The organism is Pseudomonas sp. UBA6562, from assembly GCF_002434265.1.
Taxonomy (GTDB): Bacteria; Pseudomonadota; Gammaproteobacteria; order Pseudomonadales; family Pseudomonadaceae; genus Aquipseudomonas.
On record NZ_DJJS01000007.1, the window covers coordinates 438,663 to 459,079 of the forward strand.

Genomic DNA, 20,417 nt, shown 5'->3' on the forward strand with positions numbered 1-20,417 from the left:
ACCGCCGTACTGCACGGCCAGGCGCTGCCGCTCGACAGCGTGCCGTACCGCAACTACTTGGCCCAGGCACGCCTGGGCGGCGACAGCCAGGCCGAGCAGGCGTTGTTCCACGAGCTGCTGGGCGACATCGACGCGCCGACCGAAGTCTTTGGCCTGCGCGCTGCGCACAGCGATGGCCAACCCGTGTTCGACGCCCGCCAGGCGCTCGACCTCGACCTGTCCGCCCGGTTGCGTGAGCAGGCGCGGCGCTTGGGCATCAGTGTCGCCAGCCTGCTTCACCAGGCCTGGGGGCAGGTGCTGGCCACGCTGTCCGGGCGTGAGGAGGTGGTGTTCGGCACCGTGCTGCTCGGCCGCCTGCAAGGCGGCGAGGGCGCCGAACGGGCGCTGGGCATGTTCATCAACACCTTGCCGCTGCGCGTCAGCGTGGGTGCGCAAGGGGTCGCCGAGGGCGTGCACCTGACCCACCAGCGCCTGGCCCGGTTGCTCGCCCACGAGCAGGCCTCCCTGGCCGCCGCGCAGCGTTGCAGCGGCGTGCCGGCCACACAGCCACTGTTCACCAGCCTGCTCAACGTGCGTCACAGCGCGCCGGCCGAGACCGGGCTGCGCGACGCCTGGCAGGGCATCGAACAACTGGCGGCGCACGAACGCAGCCACTACCCGCTGGTGGTCAACGTCGACGACCTGGGCGATGCCTTCGTGCTCACCGTACAGGCCGTGGCGCAGGTGGACGGCAGCCACGTCTGCCGCCTGCTCGAGGCCGCCCTCGACCAACTGGCCAAGGCCCTGCAGCAGGCGCCGACGACGGCCCTGGCACAGCTCGGGTGTCTGCCATCCGCCGAACGCGAGCAGGTGCTGCACGGCTTCAACGCCACGCGCCGCGACTACCCGCGCGACCAGGCCGTGCATCGGTTGTTCGAGGCCTGCGTCGCACGCAGCCCTGACGCGCTCGCCGTGGTGCATGGCCAACGCCAGCTCAGCTACCGGCAGCTTGCCCAGCACGCCAACCGCCTGGCCCACCACCTGCTGAGCCTGGGCGTGGGCCCAGGCGACTGCGTCGCGCTGCTGCTGCCGCGCGGGTTCGACCTGCTGGCGGCGCAGCTGGCGGCGAGCCAGTGCGCGGCGGTCTACGTGCCGCTCGACGGCAATGCGCCGGCCGAGCGTCAAGCTTTCATGGTCGCCGACAGCCAGGCCAAGGTGCTGCTGACCCACAGCGGCGAACCGCACCTGGGCGAGGCCTTGCGCGTCGAGCTCGACCGACATGACTTCGCCCAGTACCCGGCGCACTCGCCGGACCTTGCGGTCGATGCCAGCAGCGCGGCGTACGTCATGTACACCTCCGGCTCCACCGGCGCGCCGAAGGGCGTGCAGGTGCCGCACCGCGCCATCGCGCGCCTGGTGGTCAACAACGGTTTCGCCACCTTCACCGCGCAGGACCGGGTGGCCTTCGCCTCCAACCCAGCGTTCGACGCCAGTACCCTGGAAGTCTGGGCGGCGCTGCTCAACGGCGGCGCGCTGGTGGTCGTCGATCAAGACCAGGTGTTGTCGCGCCAGGCCTTGCGCGAGGTGCTGCTGGAACAGGCGGTCAGCGTGCTGTGGCTGACCGCCGGGCTGTTCCACCAGTTCGCCGACGACCTGTTGCCGGCACTGGCCAAGCTGCGCTACCTGATGGTCGGCGGCGACGTGCTCGACCCGGCGGTGATCGCCCGGGTCCTGCGCGAAAGCGCGCCGGCCCACCTGCTCAACGGCTATGGCCCGACCGAAGCCACCACCTTCAGCACCACCCATGAAATCGTCAATGTCGGCGAGGGCAGCATTCCCATCGGCAGACCGGTCGGCAACGGCCGCTGCTACGTGCTCGACGCCCGCCAGCAGCCGCTGCCGGTCGGCGCGGTCGGCGAGCTGTACATCGGCGGCGACGGCGTGGCCCTGGGCTACCTCGGCCAGCCGGCGCTGACTGCCGAGCGCTTCCTCGACGATCCGTTCGGTGCCGAGCCAGGCGCACGGATGTACCGCAGCGGCGACCTGGTGTGCTGGCAGGCCGACGGCAGTCTGCGCTACCTGGGCCGCGCCGATCAGCAGATCAAACTGCGCGGTTTCCGCATCGAACTGGGCGAGATCGAGGCGTGCCTGGGCCGTTGCGCCGGTGTCAGCGACACCGTCGTGGTGCTGCGCGAAGACACCCCCGGCGACAAGCGCCTGGTGGCCTACTTCACGGCCGACGCACCCGCGCCGGCCCTCGCCACGTTGCACGGACACCTGCAAGGCCAGTTGCCGGACTACATGCTGCCGGCGGCCTACGTGCGCCTGGACGCACTGCCGTTGACCGCCAACGGCAAGCTCGACCGCCGGGCCCTGCCGCTACCGGACGCCCACGCCGTGCTCAGCCGCGCCTTCGAAGCGCCGCAGGGCGAGGTGGAGCGCACGCTGGCAGCCATCTGGGCAGCCGTGCTCAAGGTCGAGCAGGTCGGTCGCCACGACCACTTCTTCGAACTGGGCGGCCATTCGCTGCTCGCCGTGACCCTGATCGAACGCATGCGCAACGCCGGGCTGAGCGCCGATGTGCGCGTGCTGTTCGCCCAACCGACCCTGGCGGCGCTGGCCGCGGCGGTAGGCAGCGGGCGCGAAGTGCAGGTGCCGGCCAACCGGGTGCCAAGCGATGCCGTGCGGATCACCCCGGCCATGCTCAGCCTGATCGAGCTCGACCAGGCAGCCGTCGAGCGGATCGTCGCCAGTGTTCCGGGCGGTGCCGCCAACGTGCAGGAAATCTACCCATTGGCCCCGTTGCAGGAAGGCATCCTCTACCACCACTTGAGCGCCGAACGCGGCGACCCGTACCTGCTGCAATCGCGCCTGGCCTTCGACAGCCTGGCCCAGTTGCGGACGTGGGCCGGTGCGTTGCAGCAGGTCATCGACCGCCACGACATTCTGCGCACCGCGGTGCTCAGCGATGGGCTGGAGCAACCGGTGCAGGTGGTGTGGCGCAAGGCGCAAATGGCCGTGACGGCGATCGACGACCTGGCCGGCGACGATGTGATAGGCGCCCTGCAAGCGTGCTTCGACGCCCGCCACCAGCGCCTTGACCTCGCGCAGGCGCCGCTGATGCGCCTGGTGTATGCCGACGATCCGGACAACGCCCGCGTGGTGGCGATCCTGCAATTCCACCACTTGGTGCTCGACCACACCGCCATGGAGGTGATCGCCGACGAAATGCAGGCCTTGTTGGCCGGCGACGGCGGGCGACTGCCTGCGCCGGTGCCGTACCGCACCTATGTCGCGCAAGCGCGTCTGGGCGCGGACGCGGCCGGTCACGAGGCGTTCTTCCGCGACATGCTGGGCGACCTCGACGCCCCCACGCTGCCATTCGGCCTGGCCGATGTGCGCGGCGACGGCGGCGCCATCGAAGAGGCGCACTTGCCGGTCGCGCCCGCCGTCGCCCGACAGTTGCGCGAGCAGGCCCGGCGCCTGGGCGTAAGCGCCGCGAGCCTGGCGCACCTGGCCTGGGCGCGGGTGCTCGGGGTGCTGGCCAACCGTACGGACGTGGTCTTCGGCACCGTGCTGATGGGCCGTCTGCAAGGCGGCGAGGGCGCCGACCGTGCCCTGGGGGTGTTCATCAACACGCTGCCGCTGCGCATCGACCTGGCCGCCCCCGTCGCGCAGGCCGTGCAGGTCACCCACCAGCGGCTGTCGGCCTTGCTCGGCCATGAGCATGCGTCCTTGGCGCTGGCCCAGCGTTGCAGTGGCGTGGCGGCTTCGATGCCGCTGTTCAGCGCCTTGTTCAACTACCGCCACAGCAGCGCCGGCACGCCCGCCAGGAACGATGCCCACCTGCAAGGCGTGCGCCTGTTGGGGGGCGAGGAACGCAGCAACTATCCGCTGACGCTCAGCGTCGACGACCTGGGCGAAGGCTTCGCCTTGAGCGTGCTGGCCCAAGAGGGTATCGGCGCCGAACGTGTCGCGCAGTGGATGAACCAGGCCCTGACGCAACTGGGCCAGGCCTTGGCGCAGGCCGCCGATACGCCGGTCGAGGGGCTGTCGATCCTCGATGGCCCGGCCCGCCGGCAACTGCTCGAAACCTTCAACGCCACGACCCGCGCGTATCCACAAGGCCGCAGCGTGCATGCCCTGGTCGAAGCCCAGGCCGCGCGAGCCCCGCAAGCAGCGGCCCTGGTGCAGGACGGCCAGGTGCTCAGCTATGGCGAACTCAACCGCAGCGCCAACCGCCTGGCCCACCACCTGCTGCGCCGTGGCGTACGCCTGGGCGACCGGGTCGCGGTGTGCCTGCCGCGCAGCTTCGAGCGCCTGGTCGCCGTGCTGGCCGTGCTCAAGGCCGGCGCCGCCTACGTGCCGGTGGACCCCGGCTACCCGGGCGAGCGCATCGCCTATTTGCTGCACGACAGCGCCCCCACCCTGGTACTGGCCGATGCCAGCACCACGCACCTGCTCGGCGACGCCGCGCAGGTGCTGCTGGACCGCGACGCCTGGCAGGGCGAGGCGCAGGACGACCCGCACATCGCCGGGTTGGATGCGCAGCAACTGGCCTATGTGGTCTACACCTCCGGCTCCACTGGCCAGCCCAAGGGCGTGATGGTCGAGCACCGCACCTTGTGCAACCTGGTGCATTGGCACTGCGAGGCCTTCGAGCTGGGCGCCGGCAGCCACACCAGTACGGTGGCCGGCTTCGGCTTCGACGCGGTGGCCTGGGAAGTGTGGCCGGCGCTGAGCAGCGGCGCGGTGCTGCACCTGCCGCCCGCGCGCATCGCTGGCGAGCACGTCGACGAACTGCTCGACTGGTGGCTGGAGCAGCCTTTGCAGGTCAGCTTCCTGCCTACGCCAGTGGCCGAGCAGGCCTTGCGCCGCGAGCGCCAGCACCCGACCCTGCGCACCTTGCTGGTGGGCGGCGACCGACTGCGGCACTTCGACCGGGATCCAGGCTTTGCGCTGGTCAACAACTACGGCCCGACCGAAACCACCGTGGTGGCGACCTCCGGGCAGTTGCAACCTGGCGCCGCCTTGCACATCGGCCGACCGATCGCCAACACCCGCGTGTACGTGCTCGACGGCCAACGCCAGCCGGTGCCGGTCGGCGCGGTCGGCGAGCTGTACATCGGTGGCGCGGGCGTCGCCCGTGGCTACCTGAACCGCGCGGACCTCACCGAGCAGCGTTTCTTCGCCGACCCCTTCAGCAGTGAGGCCCAGGCGCGCCTATACCGCAGCGGCGACCTGGTGCGCTGGCAGGCCGACGGCACCCTCGAATTCCTCGGGCGCAACGACGACCAGGTGAAAATCCGCGGTGTGCGCGTGGAGCTTGGCGAAATCGAAGCCGCACTGGCCGCGCAGCCTGGCATACGCGAAGCCGTGGTGCTAGTGCGCGACGAGCGGCTGCTGGCCTGGTTCACCGAGGCCGCACCGGTGGCCGTCGAAACGTTGCGCGGCGCGTTGCAGACAAGCCTGCCGTCGCACCTGGTGCCGTTGGCGTTCATGCGCCTCGAGGCCCTCCCGCTGACCCAGCACGGCAAGCTCGACCGCCAGGCCTTGCCGGACCCGGACCCGCAGTGGCTGCTCGGCCAGGCCTACGCCGCCCCGCAAGGCGCGGTGGAGACGGCCCTGGCCGAGGTTTGGGCCGACATGCTGGGCGTGCCGCAGGTGGGCCGCCACGACAACTTCTTCGAACTGGGCGGCCACTCGCTGCTGGCGGTCAACCTCACCGCGCGCTTGCGCCGCGAAGGTTTGCAGGTCGATGTGCGCACCTTGTTCGGCCAGCCGACCGTCGCCGCCCTGGCGACCACCCTCGGCGCGGTGCGGCAGGTGCCGGTGCCGGACAACCTGATTCCAGCCGGCTGCACCCACATCACCCCCGACCTGCTGCCGCTGGTGGCGCTGGACGCCGACGCCATCGGGCGCATCGTCGCCCAGGTCCCGGGCGGCGCCGCCAACGTGCAGGACATCTACCCCCTGGCCCCCTTGCAGGAAGGGATTCTCTACCACCACCTGAGCGCGGCGGAACATGACCCCTACGTGCTGCAATCGCGCTTCGCCTTCGCCAGCCGCGAGCACCTGAACCGTTTCGCCGCAGCGTTGGACAAGGTCATCGCCCGCCACGACGTGCTGCGCACCGCGATCCTCTGGGACGGCTTGCCGCAGCCGCTACAAGTGGTCTGGCGCACGGCGCAGCTCGCGCTGATCGACACCACTGCGAGCCCTGGCGAAGCGGCCAAGGGCAAGCTCGATCTGTCTCGCGCGCCGCTGCTGCGCCTGCTGCACAGCGAGGTCGCAGGCCGCATCGAAGCCACCTTGCAGTTCCACCACATCGTCCTCGACCACACCGCCATGGCGGTGGTCGGCGAAGAACTGGTCGCTTACCTGCAAGGCGACGCGGAGCCTGCCCAGCCGTCGGTGCCTTACCGCAACTACGTGACCCAGGCGCGCCTGGGCGTCAGCCAGGCCGAGCACGAGGCGTTCTTCCGTGCGCAACTGGCCGACATCGACGAGCCGACCCTGCCGTTCGGCCTGAGCGACGTGCAAGGCGACGGCCGCGACATCGAGGAAGCCCAGCTGTGGCTGCCCGACGACCTGGCCCAGCGCCTGCGCCAGCAAGCGCGGCAATTGGGCGTCAGCGTGGCCAGCCTGTTCCACCTGGCTTGGGCCCGCTTGCTGGGCGCGGCCAGCGGCCAGGACCGCGTGGTGTTCGGCACCGTGCTGCTCGGCCGTCTGCAAGGCGGCGAGGGCGCCGAACGGGCGCTGGGCATGTTCATCAACACCTTGCCGCTGCGCATCGACCTGGCGGGCATCGGCCTGCGCGAAGGGGCGCAGATGGCCCATCGGCGCCTCAGCGCGCTGCTGGCCCACGAACACGCGCCCCTGGCCGTGGCCCAGCGTTGCAGTGGCGTGGCCGCGCCACTGCCGCTGTTCAGCGCGATGCTCAACTACCGCCACAGCACCCAGGCCAGTGCCAGCCAGCGCCAGGCGAGCCAGGGCATCGACACCCTCGAAAGCCAGGAGCGCAGCAACTACCCGCTGGGGTTGAACGTGGACGACCTGGGCGACGGCTTGCGCCTGGTGGCCATGACCCCGGCGCACATCGGCGCGGCGCGCATCTGCGGGCAGATGCACCAGGTGCTGCACGCCATGGTCGCGGCCCTCGAAGACGCGCCCGAACTCGCCGTGCAGCACGTGCCGGTGCTCGACGCCCAGGAGCGCCAGCGCGTGCTGGTGGACTTCAACGCCACCGCCGTGCCCTACGACCTGGAGCACACCTTGCACGGCCTGATAGAACGGCAGGTGGCGCGTACGCCGGATGCGTTGGCGATACGTGCCGAGGAGGGCGACCTGAGCTATCGCCAGCTCAACGAACAGGCCAACCGCCTGGCGCATCACCTGATCGACCTGGGGGTCAAACCCGACGACCGCGTCGCGATCTGCGTGGAGCGCGGGGTGTCGATGGTGGTGGGGCTGCTGGCCATTCTCAAGGCGGGCGGCGCCTACGTGCCGGTCGACCCGGACTACCCGGCCGAGCGGGTCAGGCACATGCTCGACGACAGCGCGCCTGTGGCGCTGCTGGTGCATGCCGCGACCCGCGAGGTGGCGTCGCATGCGCACGTCGTCGACCTGGACCGGCCGACCTGGCAGGCGCAGCCGGCGAGCGACCCGCTGGTCGCAGCCTTGACCCCACGGCACTTGGCCTACGTGATCTACACCTCGGGCTCCACCGGCTTGCCCAAAGGCGTGATGAACGAGCACCGCGCAGTGGTCAACCGACTGCTGTGGATGCAAGACGCCTACGGCCTGACGGCCGACGACGTGGTCCTGCAGAAAACCCCGTTCAGCTTCGACGTCTCGGTGTGGGAGTTCCTCTGGCCGTTGCAGACCGGCGCGCGCCTGGTCATGGCCCGGCCGGGCGGGCACCGCGATCCTGAGTACCTGCGCACGGCTATCCGCCGCGAAGGCGTGACCACGCTGCACTTCGTGCCCTCGATGCTGGACGTCTTCCTCGCCCATGGCGAGGCGGCGGCCGACGGCCTCAAGCGCGTGCTGTGCAGCGGCGAAGCCCTGCCGGGCAGCCTGGTGCGCCGGTTCCACGCGCAGTTGCCCGACGTCGAGTTGCACAACCTCTACGGGCCGACCGAAGCTGCGGTGGACGTCAGCGCCTGGCCATGCGTCACGGCGCCGGACGACACCCCGATCGGCACGCCCATCGCCAACACCACCCTGTACGTGCTCGATGGCCAAGGCCAGCCGGTGCCGCAGGGCGTGGCCGGGGAGCTGTTCATCGGTGGGGTGCAGGTGGCCCGCGGCTACCTGAATCGGCCCGAACTCACCGCCGAGCGCTTCCTCGACGACCCGTTCAGCACCCGGCCGGGCGCGCGGATGTACCGCACCGGCGACCTGGCACGGCACGCGCCCGACGGCACGCTGCATTACCTGGGGCGCAACGACGATCAGGTGAAGGTGCGCGGCCTGCGCATCGAACTGGGCGAAATCCAGGCGCGCCTGACCGCCGTCGCCGGGGTCAAGGAGGCCGTGGTGGTCGCCCGCGAACAACGCCTGGTCGCGTACTACACCGGCGCGCCGCAGGCCGGTGACGCCCTGCGCGCCGCACTGCTCGCGCATCTGCCCGAGTTCATGGTGCCGGCGCAGTTCATGCACCTGGACGCGCTGCCGCTCAGCCCCAACGGCAAGCTCGACCGCAAGGCGCTGCCCGATTCGGGCGTGGCGCAGGAGCGCCCGTTCGAAGCGCCCGAAGGCGACACCGAAACCCTGCTGGCCGCCATCTGGAGCGAGCTGCTGGGCGTGGCGCGGGTAGGGCGCCACGACAACTTCTTCGAACTGGGCGGCCACTCGCTGCTGGCGGTGACCCTGACCTCGCGCTTGCGCGAACAGGGCCTGGAAGCCGACGTGCGCGCCCTGTTCGAACAACCCACTTTGGCCGGCTACGCAGCCATCACAGACAGAATGGAGATCGTCCTGTGAGCATCAACCAACTACTTACGACCCTCACGGCCAACAACGTGCAACTGGCGCTCAAGGACGGCCAACTGGTGGTGCAGGGCAACCGCCAGGCATTGACCGACGCCGCCCTGGTGGCGCGCCTGCGCGAGCACAAGCCCGCGCTGGTGGCGATGATCGAGCGCGGCGAGTACGTGGCCGTCAAGCAGGGGGCGGTACACGTGCCCGACAACCTCATCGCGCCCGGCTGCACGCACCTCACGCCGGCGCTGCTCAACCTGATCGAGCTCGACCAGGCCAGCCTCGACGGGCTCGTCGCCGGCATCCCCGGCGGCGCCGCCAACGTGCAGGACATCTACCCCCTGGCGCCGCTGCAACAGGGCATGTTGTTCCACCACGCCAGCGCCACCGGGCACGACCCCTACGTGATGCAGGCGCGCTTCGAGTTCGCCAGCGAACAGCGCTTGCAGGACTTCGCCGAGGCCTTGCGCGGCGTCGTCGCCCGCCACGACATCCTGCGCACCTCGGTGCATTGGCAGGGCCTGGAAACCCCGCTGCAAGTGGTCTGGCGCCAGGTCGAGCTGCCGATCCTGACGCTGGCGCAGGACGATCCCGCGCGCCACCGTTTCGACCTGACCCAGGCGCCGCTGATCCGCTTGCTGCGCGAGCCGGCGCAAGCCGACGGCCCCTTGAGCGCGACGCTGCAGTTCCACCACATCGCCATGGACCACAGTGCCCTGGAGGTGGTGCGCCAGGAACTGATCGCGTTCCTCACCGGGCAGGCGCAGCACCTGGGCGCGCCGGTGCCGTTCCGCAACTATGTGGCGCAGGCGGTGCTGGGCATCGGCCAGGCGCAGCACGAAGCGTTCTTCCGCGACATGCTCGGCGACGTCGACGAGGCGACCCTGGCCTATGGCCTTCAGGACGTACAGGGCGACGGCGCCGTGCACCACGAGCATGCGCTCGATCTGCCTCCTGAGCTGTGCCAGGGCCTGCGTGCCTATGCGCGGGCACAGGGCGTCAGCCTCGCCAGCCTGTTCCATCTGGCTTGGGGCCGCGTACTGGGCGGCCTGACCGGCCGTTCCCAGGTGGTGTTCGGCACGGTGCTGATGGGCCGTCTGCAAGGCGCCGAGGCCACGGATCGGGCCTTGGGCATCTTCATCAACACCTTGCCCCTCAGGGTCGACCTCGAGGGGGTGGATCTGCCGACGGCGCTGCGCGACACCCACCAGCGCCTGAGCGCGCTGATGCGCCACGAACATGCGCCCCTGGCGTTGGCCCAGCGATGCAGCGGCGTGGCGGCACCGGCGCCGCTGTTCAACGCGCTGCTCAATTACCGCCACAGCGCGGCGGCTACTCATGCGCCACGGCGCGCCGCGCTGGCCGGGATCGACGTGGTCGATTCGGTCGAGGCGACCAACTACCCGCTGACCCTCAGCGTCGACGACCTGGGCGAGGCCTTGCGCCTGACCCTGCTGGCCAGTACCGAGGTGCCGGCGCAGCGGGTCTGCGCCTACCTCCAGCAGACTCTGGAAAGCCTGCTGCGCACGCCGCAGGCCCAGGTGGCGACGCTCGAGATGCTGCCGGACAGCGAACGCCAGACACTGTTGGAAGGCTTCAATGCCTGCCAGGCCCCCTATGTCGGCGACCTGACCTTGCAGCGACGCATCGAGCGTCAGGCCCAGGCGCACCCGCACGCCACGGCCGCCACCCAGGACGGCGCCTGCCTCAGCTATGCCGAACTCAATCGCCAGGCCAATGCGCTGGCCCATCACCTGATCGGGCTCGGCGTAGCCCCCGACGACCGCGTCGCGGTGCTGGCCCGGCGCGGCCTGGAGACCCTGGTCGGTCTGCTGGCCGTGCTCAAGGCCGGTGCCGGCTACGTGCCGGTCGACCCCGCCCATCCGGACGAGCGCGTGCAGTACCTGCTCGACGACAGCGCGCCGGTGGCGATCCTGACCCAGCACGCCCTGTGTGGGCGCTTGGGCGCGCGGCAAGTGCCCGTGCTGCTGCTCGACCGACCCGAATGGCCGGTACGCGACCACGACCCGGTCGTGCCGGGCCTCGACGCGCACCACCTGGCCTATGTGATCTACACCTCCGGCTCCACCGGCCAGCCCAAGGGCGTGATGGTCGAGCACCAGAGCGTCGACAACTTGGTCGACTGGCACTGCCGCGCCTTCGACCTGCGCCAGGGCCGGCACACCTCGTGCCTGGCCGGTTTCGGTTTCGACGCCATGGCCTGGGAGGTCTGGCCCGCCTTGTGCGCCGGCGCCACCTTGCACCTGGCGCCGAACGCCGACGGCCACGAAGCCCTCGACGCCATGCTCGCCTGGTGGCAGGCCCAGCCGCTGGATGTCAGCTTCCTGCCCACGCCCGTGGCCGAGTACGCCTTCAGCCACCAGCTCGACCACCCGACCTTGCGCACCCTGCTGGTCGGCGGCGACCGCCTGCGCCCGTTCAACCGCACCCAGCGCTTCGACGTGGTCAACAACTACGGCCCGACCGAGACCACCGTCGTGGCCAGCTCCGGCGTGGTCGAGGCGGGCGGGACGCTGCACATCGGCCGGCCGGTGGACAACGCCCGCCTGTACGTGCTCGACGCGCGTCGCCAGCCCGTGGCGCTGGGCGTGCCGGGCGAGCTGTACATCGGCGGCGCCGGGGTGGCGCGGGGCTACCTCAAGCGCCCGGCGCTGACCGCCGAGCGTTTCCTCCAGGACCCGTTCACGGCGACACCGGGCGCACGCATGTACCGCACCGGCGACCTGGTGCGCTGGCTGGCCGACGGCACCCTGGAGTACCTGGGCCGCAACGACGACCAGGTGAAGATCCGTGGCGTGCGTATCGAGCTGGGCGAGATCGAAAGCCGCCTGGCCGGCTTGCCCGGCATCAACGAAAGCGTGGTGCTGGCCCGTGAGGACCAACCCGGGCAACTGCGCCTGGTGGCGTACTTCACGCCGCAGGCGGAGGTCGAAGCGGCGACGCCCGAAGGCCTGCGGGCCCAGCTGCAAGCGCATCTGCCGGAATACATGGTGCCGGTGGCCTTCGTCGAAATAGCGGCCTTGCCGCTGACCGCCAACGGCAAACTCGACCGCCGCGCGCTGCCGATGCCGGATCGCTCGGCGTTATTCGAGCAGGGTTTCGAAGCCCCCGAGGGCGACATCGAGCAGGCCCTGGCGCAGATCTGGGCGCAACTGCTGCACGTCGAGCGGGTCGGTCGGCGCGACCACTTCTTCGCCCTCGGCGGCCATTCGCTGCTGGCCATGCGCATGGTCTCGCAGGTGCGCCTGCGTCTGGGTGTGGAGCTGGCCTTGGCCGAACTGTTCGCCAACGCCGAACTGGCGGCGGTGGCCGCCGTGCTGGCCAGCGCCGGACGCAGCGCGCTGCCGGCGATCGTGCCGGCGCCGCGCGAGCAGGCCTTGCCGATGTCGTTCGCCCAGCAGCGGCTGTGGTTCCTGGCGCAGATGGAAGGCGGCAACCAGGCCTACAACGTGCCGCTGGCGCTGGGCCTGCGCGGGCCGCTGGATGCCGAGGCGCTGGAGCGTGCGTTGCGGCGCATCGTCGAGCGCCACGAAACGCTGCGCAGCCGCTTCGTGCCCTGTGGCGACAGCGCCGAGGTGAGCCTCGCCGCCGATGCCGGGGACGGCTGGTTCCAACGCGACGCATCGAGCCCGGAGGCATTGGCGGCACAGTTGCGCGAGGCGGCTGGCGCGCCTTTCGACCTGGTCCGGGGCCCGCTGCTGCGCGCCCGCCTGTTGTGCCTGGACGCCGACTACCATGTGCTGGCCTTGACCGTGCACCATATCGTCGCTGATGGCTGGTCGCTCGGTGTGCTCACCCAGGAGCTGAGCACGCTGTACTCGGCCTATCGGCAAGGCCTGGACGACCCGCTGCCGGCGCTTGCCATCCAGTACGGTGACTACGCCGTGTGGCAACGGCGCTGGCTGGCCGGCGAGCAGTTGCAGCGCCAGGCCGACTATTGGCGCGAAGCGCTGGTCGGGGCGCCGAGCCTGCTCAAGCTACCGACCGACCGGCCACGCCCCGAACGACAGGACTTCACCGGCGCGAGCCTGCCGTTGCAGTTCGAGCCGCGCCTGGGCGCTGGCCTGCGTGCTCTGGCCAGGCGCCATGGGCTGACGCTGTACATGGTCGTGCTGGGTGCCTGGGCGGCGCTGCTGGCCAGGCTGTCGGGGCAGGGCGAGGTCGTGGTCGGCTGCCCGGTGGCCGGTCGCAACCGTGCCGAGCTGGAAGCCTTGTCGGGGCTGTTCGTCAACACCCTGGCGATCCGTATCGACACGCAAGCCGCGCCCACGGCCCAGGCATTGCTCGAACAGGTGCGCGCACGCGTGCTGGAGGCCCAGGCCCATCAGGACCTGCCTTTCGAGCAAGTGGTCGAGATCGTGCGCCCGCTACGCAGCCTGGCGCACACGCCGCTGTTCCAGACCACCCTCAACTGGCAGGCCACCCAGGGTTCGGCCCTGCAACTGCCCGGGTTGCAACTCGAGGCCGTGGCCCAAGCCGAACCGGTGGCCAAGTTCGACCTCGCACTGAACCTGGGCGAGCAGGGCGACGCCTTGGCCGGCAGCCTCGACTACGCCACGGCGTTGTTCGACGAAAGCACCGTGCGCCGCTACCTGGGCTATTTCGACACGCTGCTGTGGGCGATGGTGGGCGACGACCAAGCCAGCGTGGAGCAGGTGCCATTGCCCGACGAGCAGGAGCGCCAGCTGCTGCTGCGCACGCTCAACGCCACCGAGCGCGACTATCCCCGCGAGCAGAGCGTGGAACGGCTCTTCGAGCGCCAGGCGGCCTGCCATCCCCAGGCGACTGCCGCGGTGCACGGCAAGCAGGCCCTGAGCTATGCCGAGCTCAACGCGCGCGCCAACCGCTTGGCCCACCACCTGGTCGGCGCAGGCGTGGCGCCGGGCGCCTGTGTCGCGATCCTGCTGCCCCGTTCGTTGCCGCTGCTGGTGGCGCAACTGGCCGTGCTCAAATGCGCTGCGGCCTATGTGCCGCTGGACATCCACGCTCCGGTCGAACGCCAGGCGTTCATGGTCGAAGACTGTCAGGCCGCCGTTCTACTGACTCAGAGCGACACGGTCGCGCCGCTTGCGGCCCCCCGCATCGACCTCGACCGGCTGACGCTCGACGACCAGCCTGCGCATGACCCCGCGCTGCCTCGCGCGGCCGATGCGATGGCCTGCGTGATGTATACCTCGGGCACCACCGGCATGCCCAAAGGGGTATGCGTGCCGCACCGGGGCATCGCGCGGCTGGTGCTGAACAACGGCTATGCCGATTTCAACGCCCAGGACCGCGTGGCCCTGGCCGCCAACCCGGCCTTCGACGCCAGCACCTTGGAAGTCTGGGGCGCGCTGCTCAACGGCGGCCAGGTGCGGGTGGTCGACCACGCGACCCTGCTCGACCCGCAGCGCTTCGCGGCCGCGCTGGTGGAGCAGGGCATCACTGTGCTGTTCCTGACCACGGCGCTGTTCAACCAGTACGTGCACCTGCTGCCCGAAGCGCTGCGCGGGCTGCGCCTGTTGCTCAGTGGCGGCGAGCGCGCCGAACCGGCCGCGTTCCGTGCGCTGTTGGCGCAGGCCTCGGGCGTGCGCCTGATCAACGGCTACGGCCCGACCGAAACCACCACCTTCGCCGTCACCTGCGAAGTGGCCGAGCTGGACGCCCAGGCCAGCCACGTACCGATCGGCCACCCCATCGGCAACACCCAGGCGTACGTGCTCGATGCCCACGGGCAATTGGCGCCCCTTGGCGTGGTCGGCGAGCTGTACCTCGGCGGCGACGGCGTGGCCTTGGGTTACCTCGACCGTCCGGCGCTGACCGCCGAGCGCTTCGTCGACGACCCCTTCAGCACAGTGCCTGGTGCCCGGCTGTACCGTACCGGCGACCTGGTGCGCTGGCAGGCCGATGGCCGGCTCGAATGCCTGGGCCGCAACGACGACCAGGTGAAGATCCGCGGCTTTCGCATCGAACTGGGCGAGATCCAGCAGCAGTTGGCGCAATGCCCAGGCATCGGCGACGTCGTGGTCATGGCCGTGCCCGCGTCCCAGGGGCCGTCGCGCCTGGTGGCGTGGTACACGCGCCTGGACGAGGCGTTGCAGGCGAGCGACCTGCGCAGTTACCTGCGCGCGCGCCTGCCGGACTACATGGTGCCAGCCGCCTATGTGGCGCTGGCGCAGATGCCGTTGAGCAACAACGGCAAGGTCGAACGTACCGCGCTGCCGCTACCCGGGCCGCAGGATTTAGCGGCGGCGGCCTATGAGGCGCCGCAAGGCCGGCAGGAGCTAGCCCTGGCCGCGCTTTGGCAGGCGTTGCTGCAGGTGCCGCAGGTCGGGCGCGATGACCGCTTCTTCGAGCTGGGCGGCCATTCGCTGCTGGCCATGCGCATGCTGGCCCAAGTGCGCGAGCGCCTGGGCGTGGAACTGGCGTTGGCCGATCTGTTCGCCGACGATCGCCTGGCCGCCGTCGCCGCCAGCCTCGCCGAGCGCCCGGCCGAGGCGTTGCCGGCGATCCAACCGAGCCCGCGCGTGGCGCCGCTGCCGTTGTCCTTCGCCCAGCAGCGCCTGTGGTTCCTGGCGCGCATGGCGCCAGGCAGTGCGGCCTACCACATTCCCCTGGGCCTGCGTTTGCGCGGGGCATTGGACACGCCGGCGCTGGAGCGGGCGTTGCAGCGTCTGGTGGCGCGGCACGAGAGCTTGCGCAGCCGTTTCGTCGAGCGGGATGGCGAAGCGCAGGTGCTGTTGGCGCACGAAAGCTTCAGCCTGACCAAGGTGCAGCTGCCTGCCCAGGACGACGAAGCACTGGCGGCCCTGATCGTGCAGGAAGCCGAGCAGGAAGCCCGGCAACCCTTCGCACTGGAGCGGGACCTGCCGATCCGCGGGCGGCTGCTGCAACTGGCGCCCCAGCACCATGTGCTGCTGCTGACCTTGCACCATCTGGTGGCCGACGGCTGGTCGCTGGGCGTGCTGGTGCGCGAACTGGGCGAGCTGTACGGCGCCTTCAGCCAGGGCCGCGACGACCCGTTGCCGGCGCTGGCCGTGCAGTACCTGGACTACGCCCATTGGCAGCGCACCACGCTGGATGGCGAGACCCTGCGCCAGCAAGCGGCCTACTGGGCGGCGCAGCTGCAAGGCGCGCCGACCCTGGTCAGCTTGCCCTGGGACCGACCACGGCCCGAACGCCAGGACTACAGCGGCGACAGCGTGCCGATCGGCCTCGATCCGGGCCTGAGCGCTGCGCTCAAGGCGCTGTGCCGCGAACAGGGCGTCACTCCCTACATGCTGTTCATGGCGGCCTGGGCGGTGTTGCTGGCGCGGCTGGCGGCCCAGGACGAAGTGGTCGTCGGCTCGCCCCTGGCCAACCGCCGGCAGGCCGAAGTGGATGGTCTGATCGGCATGTTCGTCAATTCCATCGCCGTGCGCGTGGACACCGCCGGCGCGCCGGACGTCGCCACTGTGCTGGCGCAGGTCAAGGCCACGGTGCTGGCGGCCCAGGCGCACCAGGACCTGCCGTTCGAACAGGTGGTCGAGGCCGTGCGCCCGCCGCGCAGCCTGGCCCATACGCCGATCTATCAGGTGTCGCTGGACTGGGACGGCAGCCCCGACCGCCAGGCGCTGCGACTGGGCGACGTGGAAGCGACCGCCCTGGGCGGCCAGGCCCGCGTCGCCAAGTTCGACCTGAGCCTGAGCATGGGCGAGGGGCGCGAGGGCTTCGCCGGCGGCATCGTCTACGCCACGGCCCTGTTCGACCGGGCCACCGTGGAGCGCTATGCCGGCTACCTGGAACGACTGCTGCGCACCTTCGCCGAAGGTGCCCAGGCCATTGCCGCCCACACCGTCCTGCCCGATGCCCACGAGCGCGAGCGGCTGTTGCGCAGCTACAACGACACGGCGGTGGGCTACGACCTCGAGCAAAGCCTGCATGGGCTGATCGAAGCGCAGGTCGAACGCACACCCCAGGCCATGGCGGTGAGCGCCGAAGAAGGCGCGTTGAGCTACCGGCAATTGAACGAACAGGCCAACCGCCTGGCGCACCACCTGATCGGCCTTGGGGTGAAACCGGACGATCGCGTTGCGATCTGCGTCGAGCGCGGGCTGTCGATGGTGGTCGGCTTGCTGGCCATCCTCAAGGCGGGCGGCGCCTACGTGCCGGTCGATCCGGACTATCCGGCCGAACGCGTGCGGCACATGCTGGACGACAGCGCGCCGGTGGCGGTCCTGGTGCACGCGGCGACGCGCGAAGTGCCGCAGGGCGGCCGGATCGTCGACCTGGACCGGCCGACCTGGGACGCGCAGCCGGCCAGCAACCCGCAGGTTGCGGGTTTCACCTCGCGGCATCTGGCCTACGTGATCTACACCTCCGGCTCCACCGGGCTGCCGAAGGGGGTGATGAACGAGCACCGCGGGGTGGTCAACCGTCTGTTGTGGATGCAGGACGCCTACGGTTTGGGCGCCGAGGATGTGGTGCTGCAGAAAACCCCGTTCAGCTTCGATGTCTCGGTGTGGGAATTCCTCTGGCCGTTGCAGACCGGCGCCCGGCTAGTCATGGCGCGGCCAGGGGGGCATCGCGAGCCGCAGTACCTGGGCGAGGTGATGCGCCGCGAAGGCGTGACCACCCTGCATTTCGTGCCGTCGATGCTGGACGTGTTCCTGGCCCATGGCGAAGCGCTGGCCGAGGAGGGCGCTGGCGAGGGTTTCGATGCCGGGCGCCTCGAGCGGGTCATGTGCAGCGGCGAAGCCCTGCCGGGCAGCCTGGTGCGCAGGTTCCACGCGCACCTGCCGGACGTGGCCCTGCACAACCTCTACGGCCCGACCGAGGCGGCGGTGGACGTCAGCGCCTGGCACTGCGTCGGCGCGCCGGACAACACGCCGATCGGCAAACCCATCGCCAACACCGCTTTGTATGTGCTCGACGCGCGGCTGCAGCCGGTGCCGCAAGGGGTGACCGGTGAGCTGTACATCGGCGGCGTGCAGGTGGCCCGTGGCTACCTCAACCGCGCCGAGCTGAGCGCCGAGCGCTTCATCGAAGACCCGTTCGGCGTCCAGCCTGGCGCACGCCTGTACCGCACCGGCGATCTGGCGCGGCATCGGCCCGACGGCAACCTCGAATACCTGGGGCGCAACGACGACCAGGTGAAGGTCCGTGGCCTGCGCATCGAGCTGGGCGAGATCCAGGCCGGGCTGACCGCCGTCGCCGGCATTCAGGAGGCGGTGGTGGTGGCCCGCGACCAAGGTCTGGTCGCGTACTACACCGGTTTGCCCCACGAGGGCGAAACGCTGCGCGCCGCGCTGCTGGCGCACTTGCCGGCCTTCATGGTGCCGGCGCTGTTCGTGCACCTGCCTGCGTTGCCGCTGAGCCCCAACGGCAAGCTGGACCGCAAGGCGCTGCCCATGCCCCTGGCAGGTCAGGAGCGAGCGTACGAGAGCCCCGAAGGCGACACCGAAACCTTGTTGGCCACCCTGTGGGGCGAGCTGCTGGACGTGCAGCGTGTCGGGCGTCACGACAATTTCTTCGAACTCGGCGGCCACTCGCTGGCAGCCATCCGTTTGCTCGACCGTCTCGCCAAGGCTGGTATGCACGCCGTGCTCAACGACGTGTTCCAACAACCGAGCGTCGCGGCCCTGGCCCGCCAGTTGGACGCCAACCGGGCCGCACAGGCGCCGAGCGTGGTCACCGTCAGGGCCACCGGCAGCCAGCCGGCCTTGTTCTTGGTGCACGAATTCACCGGGCTGGACTTCTATTTCCCGGTCCTGGGCCAGCACCTGGCCGGCGACTACCCGGTGTACGGGTTGCCGGGTGTGCTCTGTGGCGAACCGCAGCCGCGCACCCTGCAATGCCTGGCGCGCTACCAGATCGAGCAGCTGCGCAAGATCCAGCCGCACGGGCCGTACCGCCTGGCCGGCTGGTCGTTCGGCGGGGTGCTGGCGTGGGAGATGGCCAACCAGTTGCTGGGCGCGGACGAGCCCGTGGAATTCCTCGGCCTGATCGACACCTACGTGCCGCGCCTGGCCGACCAGGGCAAATCGCGTTGGCAGGGGCCGCGCGCACTGGAGCGGCAACTGCTGCTCAACTGCGAGGCCTTCTGGCGTACCCAGGGCGAAGCGGGGCAGGCGCCTCTGGCCCAGCTGCAACGCCTGCAAACCGAGCAGGCCGACTTTGCCACCTTGGTCGCCCGCTGCCGCGAGCAGCACCTGCTGTACGGCTTGTGGTCCAGCATGAGCGACGAGCAATTGCACCACTATTTCGCTCGCGAGCTGGCCCACGGCTACGCCCTGGCCCACTATCGCCTGGCACCCCTGGGCATGCCGGTGCACCTGTTGCGCGCCGAGCAGGGCAGCGACAGTTTGGCCGACCTTGGCTGGAGCGCGGCGTTGCCGAACCAGCCCTTGATCGAGATCGGCGTACCCGGCGACCACCGCAGCCTGATGCAGGCACCGCAAGTGGCTTCGCTCGGCGCGGCCATCGACCGCGCGCTCGAACGTGTCGCCGCCGGCCCAGGCCCACAGCCAGCCACCTACCAGCCGCTGGTGGCCATCCAGACCGGCCAACTGGGCCACACCCCGCTGTTCTGCGTACCCGGCGCCGGCGACAGCATCACCAGCTTCATCGGCCTGGCCGATGCGCTGGGGCCGGACTGGCCGTTGTACGGTTTGCAGGCCCGTGGGCTGGATGGCCTCTCGGTGCCGCACGCTTCGGTCGAAGCCGCAGCCGATTGCCATGTGCGGGCCATCGAAGCGCTGTACCCGCAAGGGCCACTGAACCTGGTGGGCCACTCGTTCGGCGGTTGGGTGGCCCATGCGCTGGCGGCGCGTTTCGAGGCCAAGGGGCGCGTCGTCGAATCCTTGACCCTGATCGACAGCGAGGCGCCGGGCGAGGGCGCCACCTGTGGCCAGGCGCATACCTTCGAGCAAGCGCTGCAACGGCTGATCGAGGCGCTGCAATGGTCGACCGGCAAAGCCCTGGGCATCGAGCCGCGCGCCTTCGTCCAGGCCAGCGACGACGAGCAACTGCGCCAAGTGCACGCGGCCATGGTACGGGTCGGGCTGCTGCCGGCGCGCTCGCAGCCCAAGGTCCTCGAGGGCACGGTACGCACCTTCGCCACGGCGCTGCGCACCGGCTATCGACCGACCCTGCCTTACCGCGGGCCGGTCGGCCTGGTGCTGGTCGAGGACCCGAGCCTGGATGCGGCCGGCAACGCGCGCGAACAGGTGGCGATGGAAGTCGGCTGGCGGCGACTGATGCCGCAATTGGCGCTGTGGCGCGGGCCCGGCAACCACTTCAGCATCCTCAAGGTGCCGGATGTGTTCAGCCTGGCGGCCTGGTGGCAGGACGGCCAGGCGCGGCCGGTGGGCCAGGTCGCGCAATAGGGTAGGCATTACCGCGAGCGGGCGATGCGACGGGCATCGTGCTCGCGGCTCAGGGCGCGCCTGCGCAGGCAGGGGCGGCCGTTCAAC

At 70.4% G+C, this 20,417-nt stretch carries 2 protein-coding genes (1 of these 2 only partly in view); both read left to right on the forward strand.

Annotated elements, in window-relative coordinates; genetic code table 11:
- On the forward strand, positions 1–8,967 hold the 3' portion of the coding sequence (locus tag B4M43_RS14130) for a non-ribosomal peptide synthase/polyketide synthase (protein WP_296268056.1). Its footprint begins 13,383 nt before the window's first position; the window shows 8,967 of its 22,350 coding nt (coding positions 13,384–22,350); the start codon falls outside the window, past its left edge; its stop codon occupies positions 8,965–8,967.
- Positions 8,964–20,330 (forward strand): non-ribosomal peptide synthetase, encoded by an 11,367-nt coding sequence (locus B4M43_RS14135; RefSeq protein WP_296268057.1) that lies wholly within the window; start codon positions 8,964–8,966, stop codon positions 20,328–20,330. The genes B4M43_RS14130 and B4M43_RS14135 overlap by 4 nt, the downstream gene beginning before the upstream one ends.
- Positions 20,331–20,417: the final 87 nt, after the last annotated feature.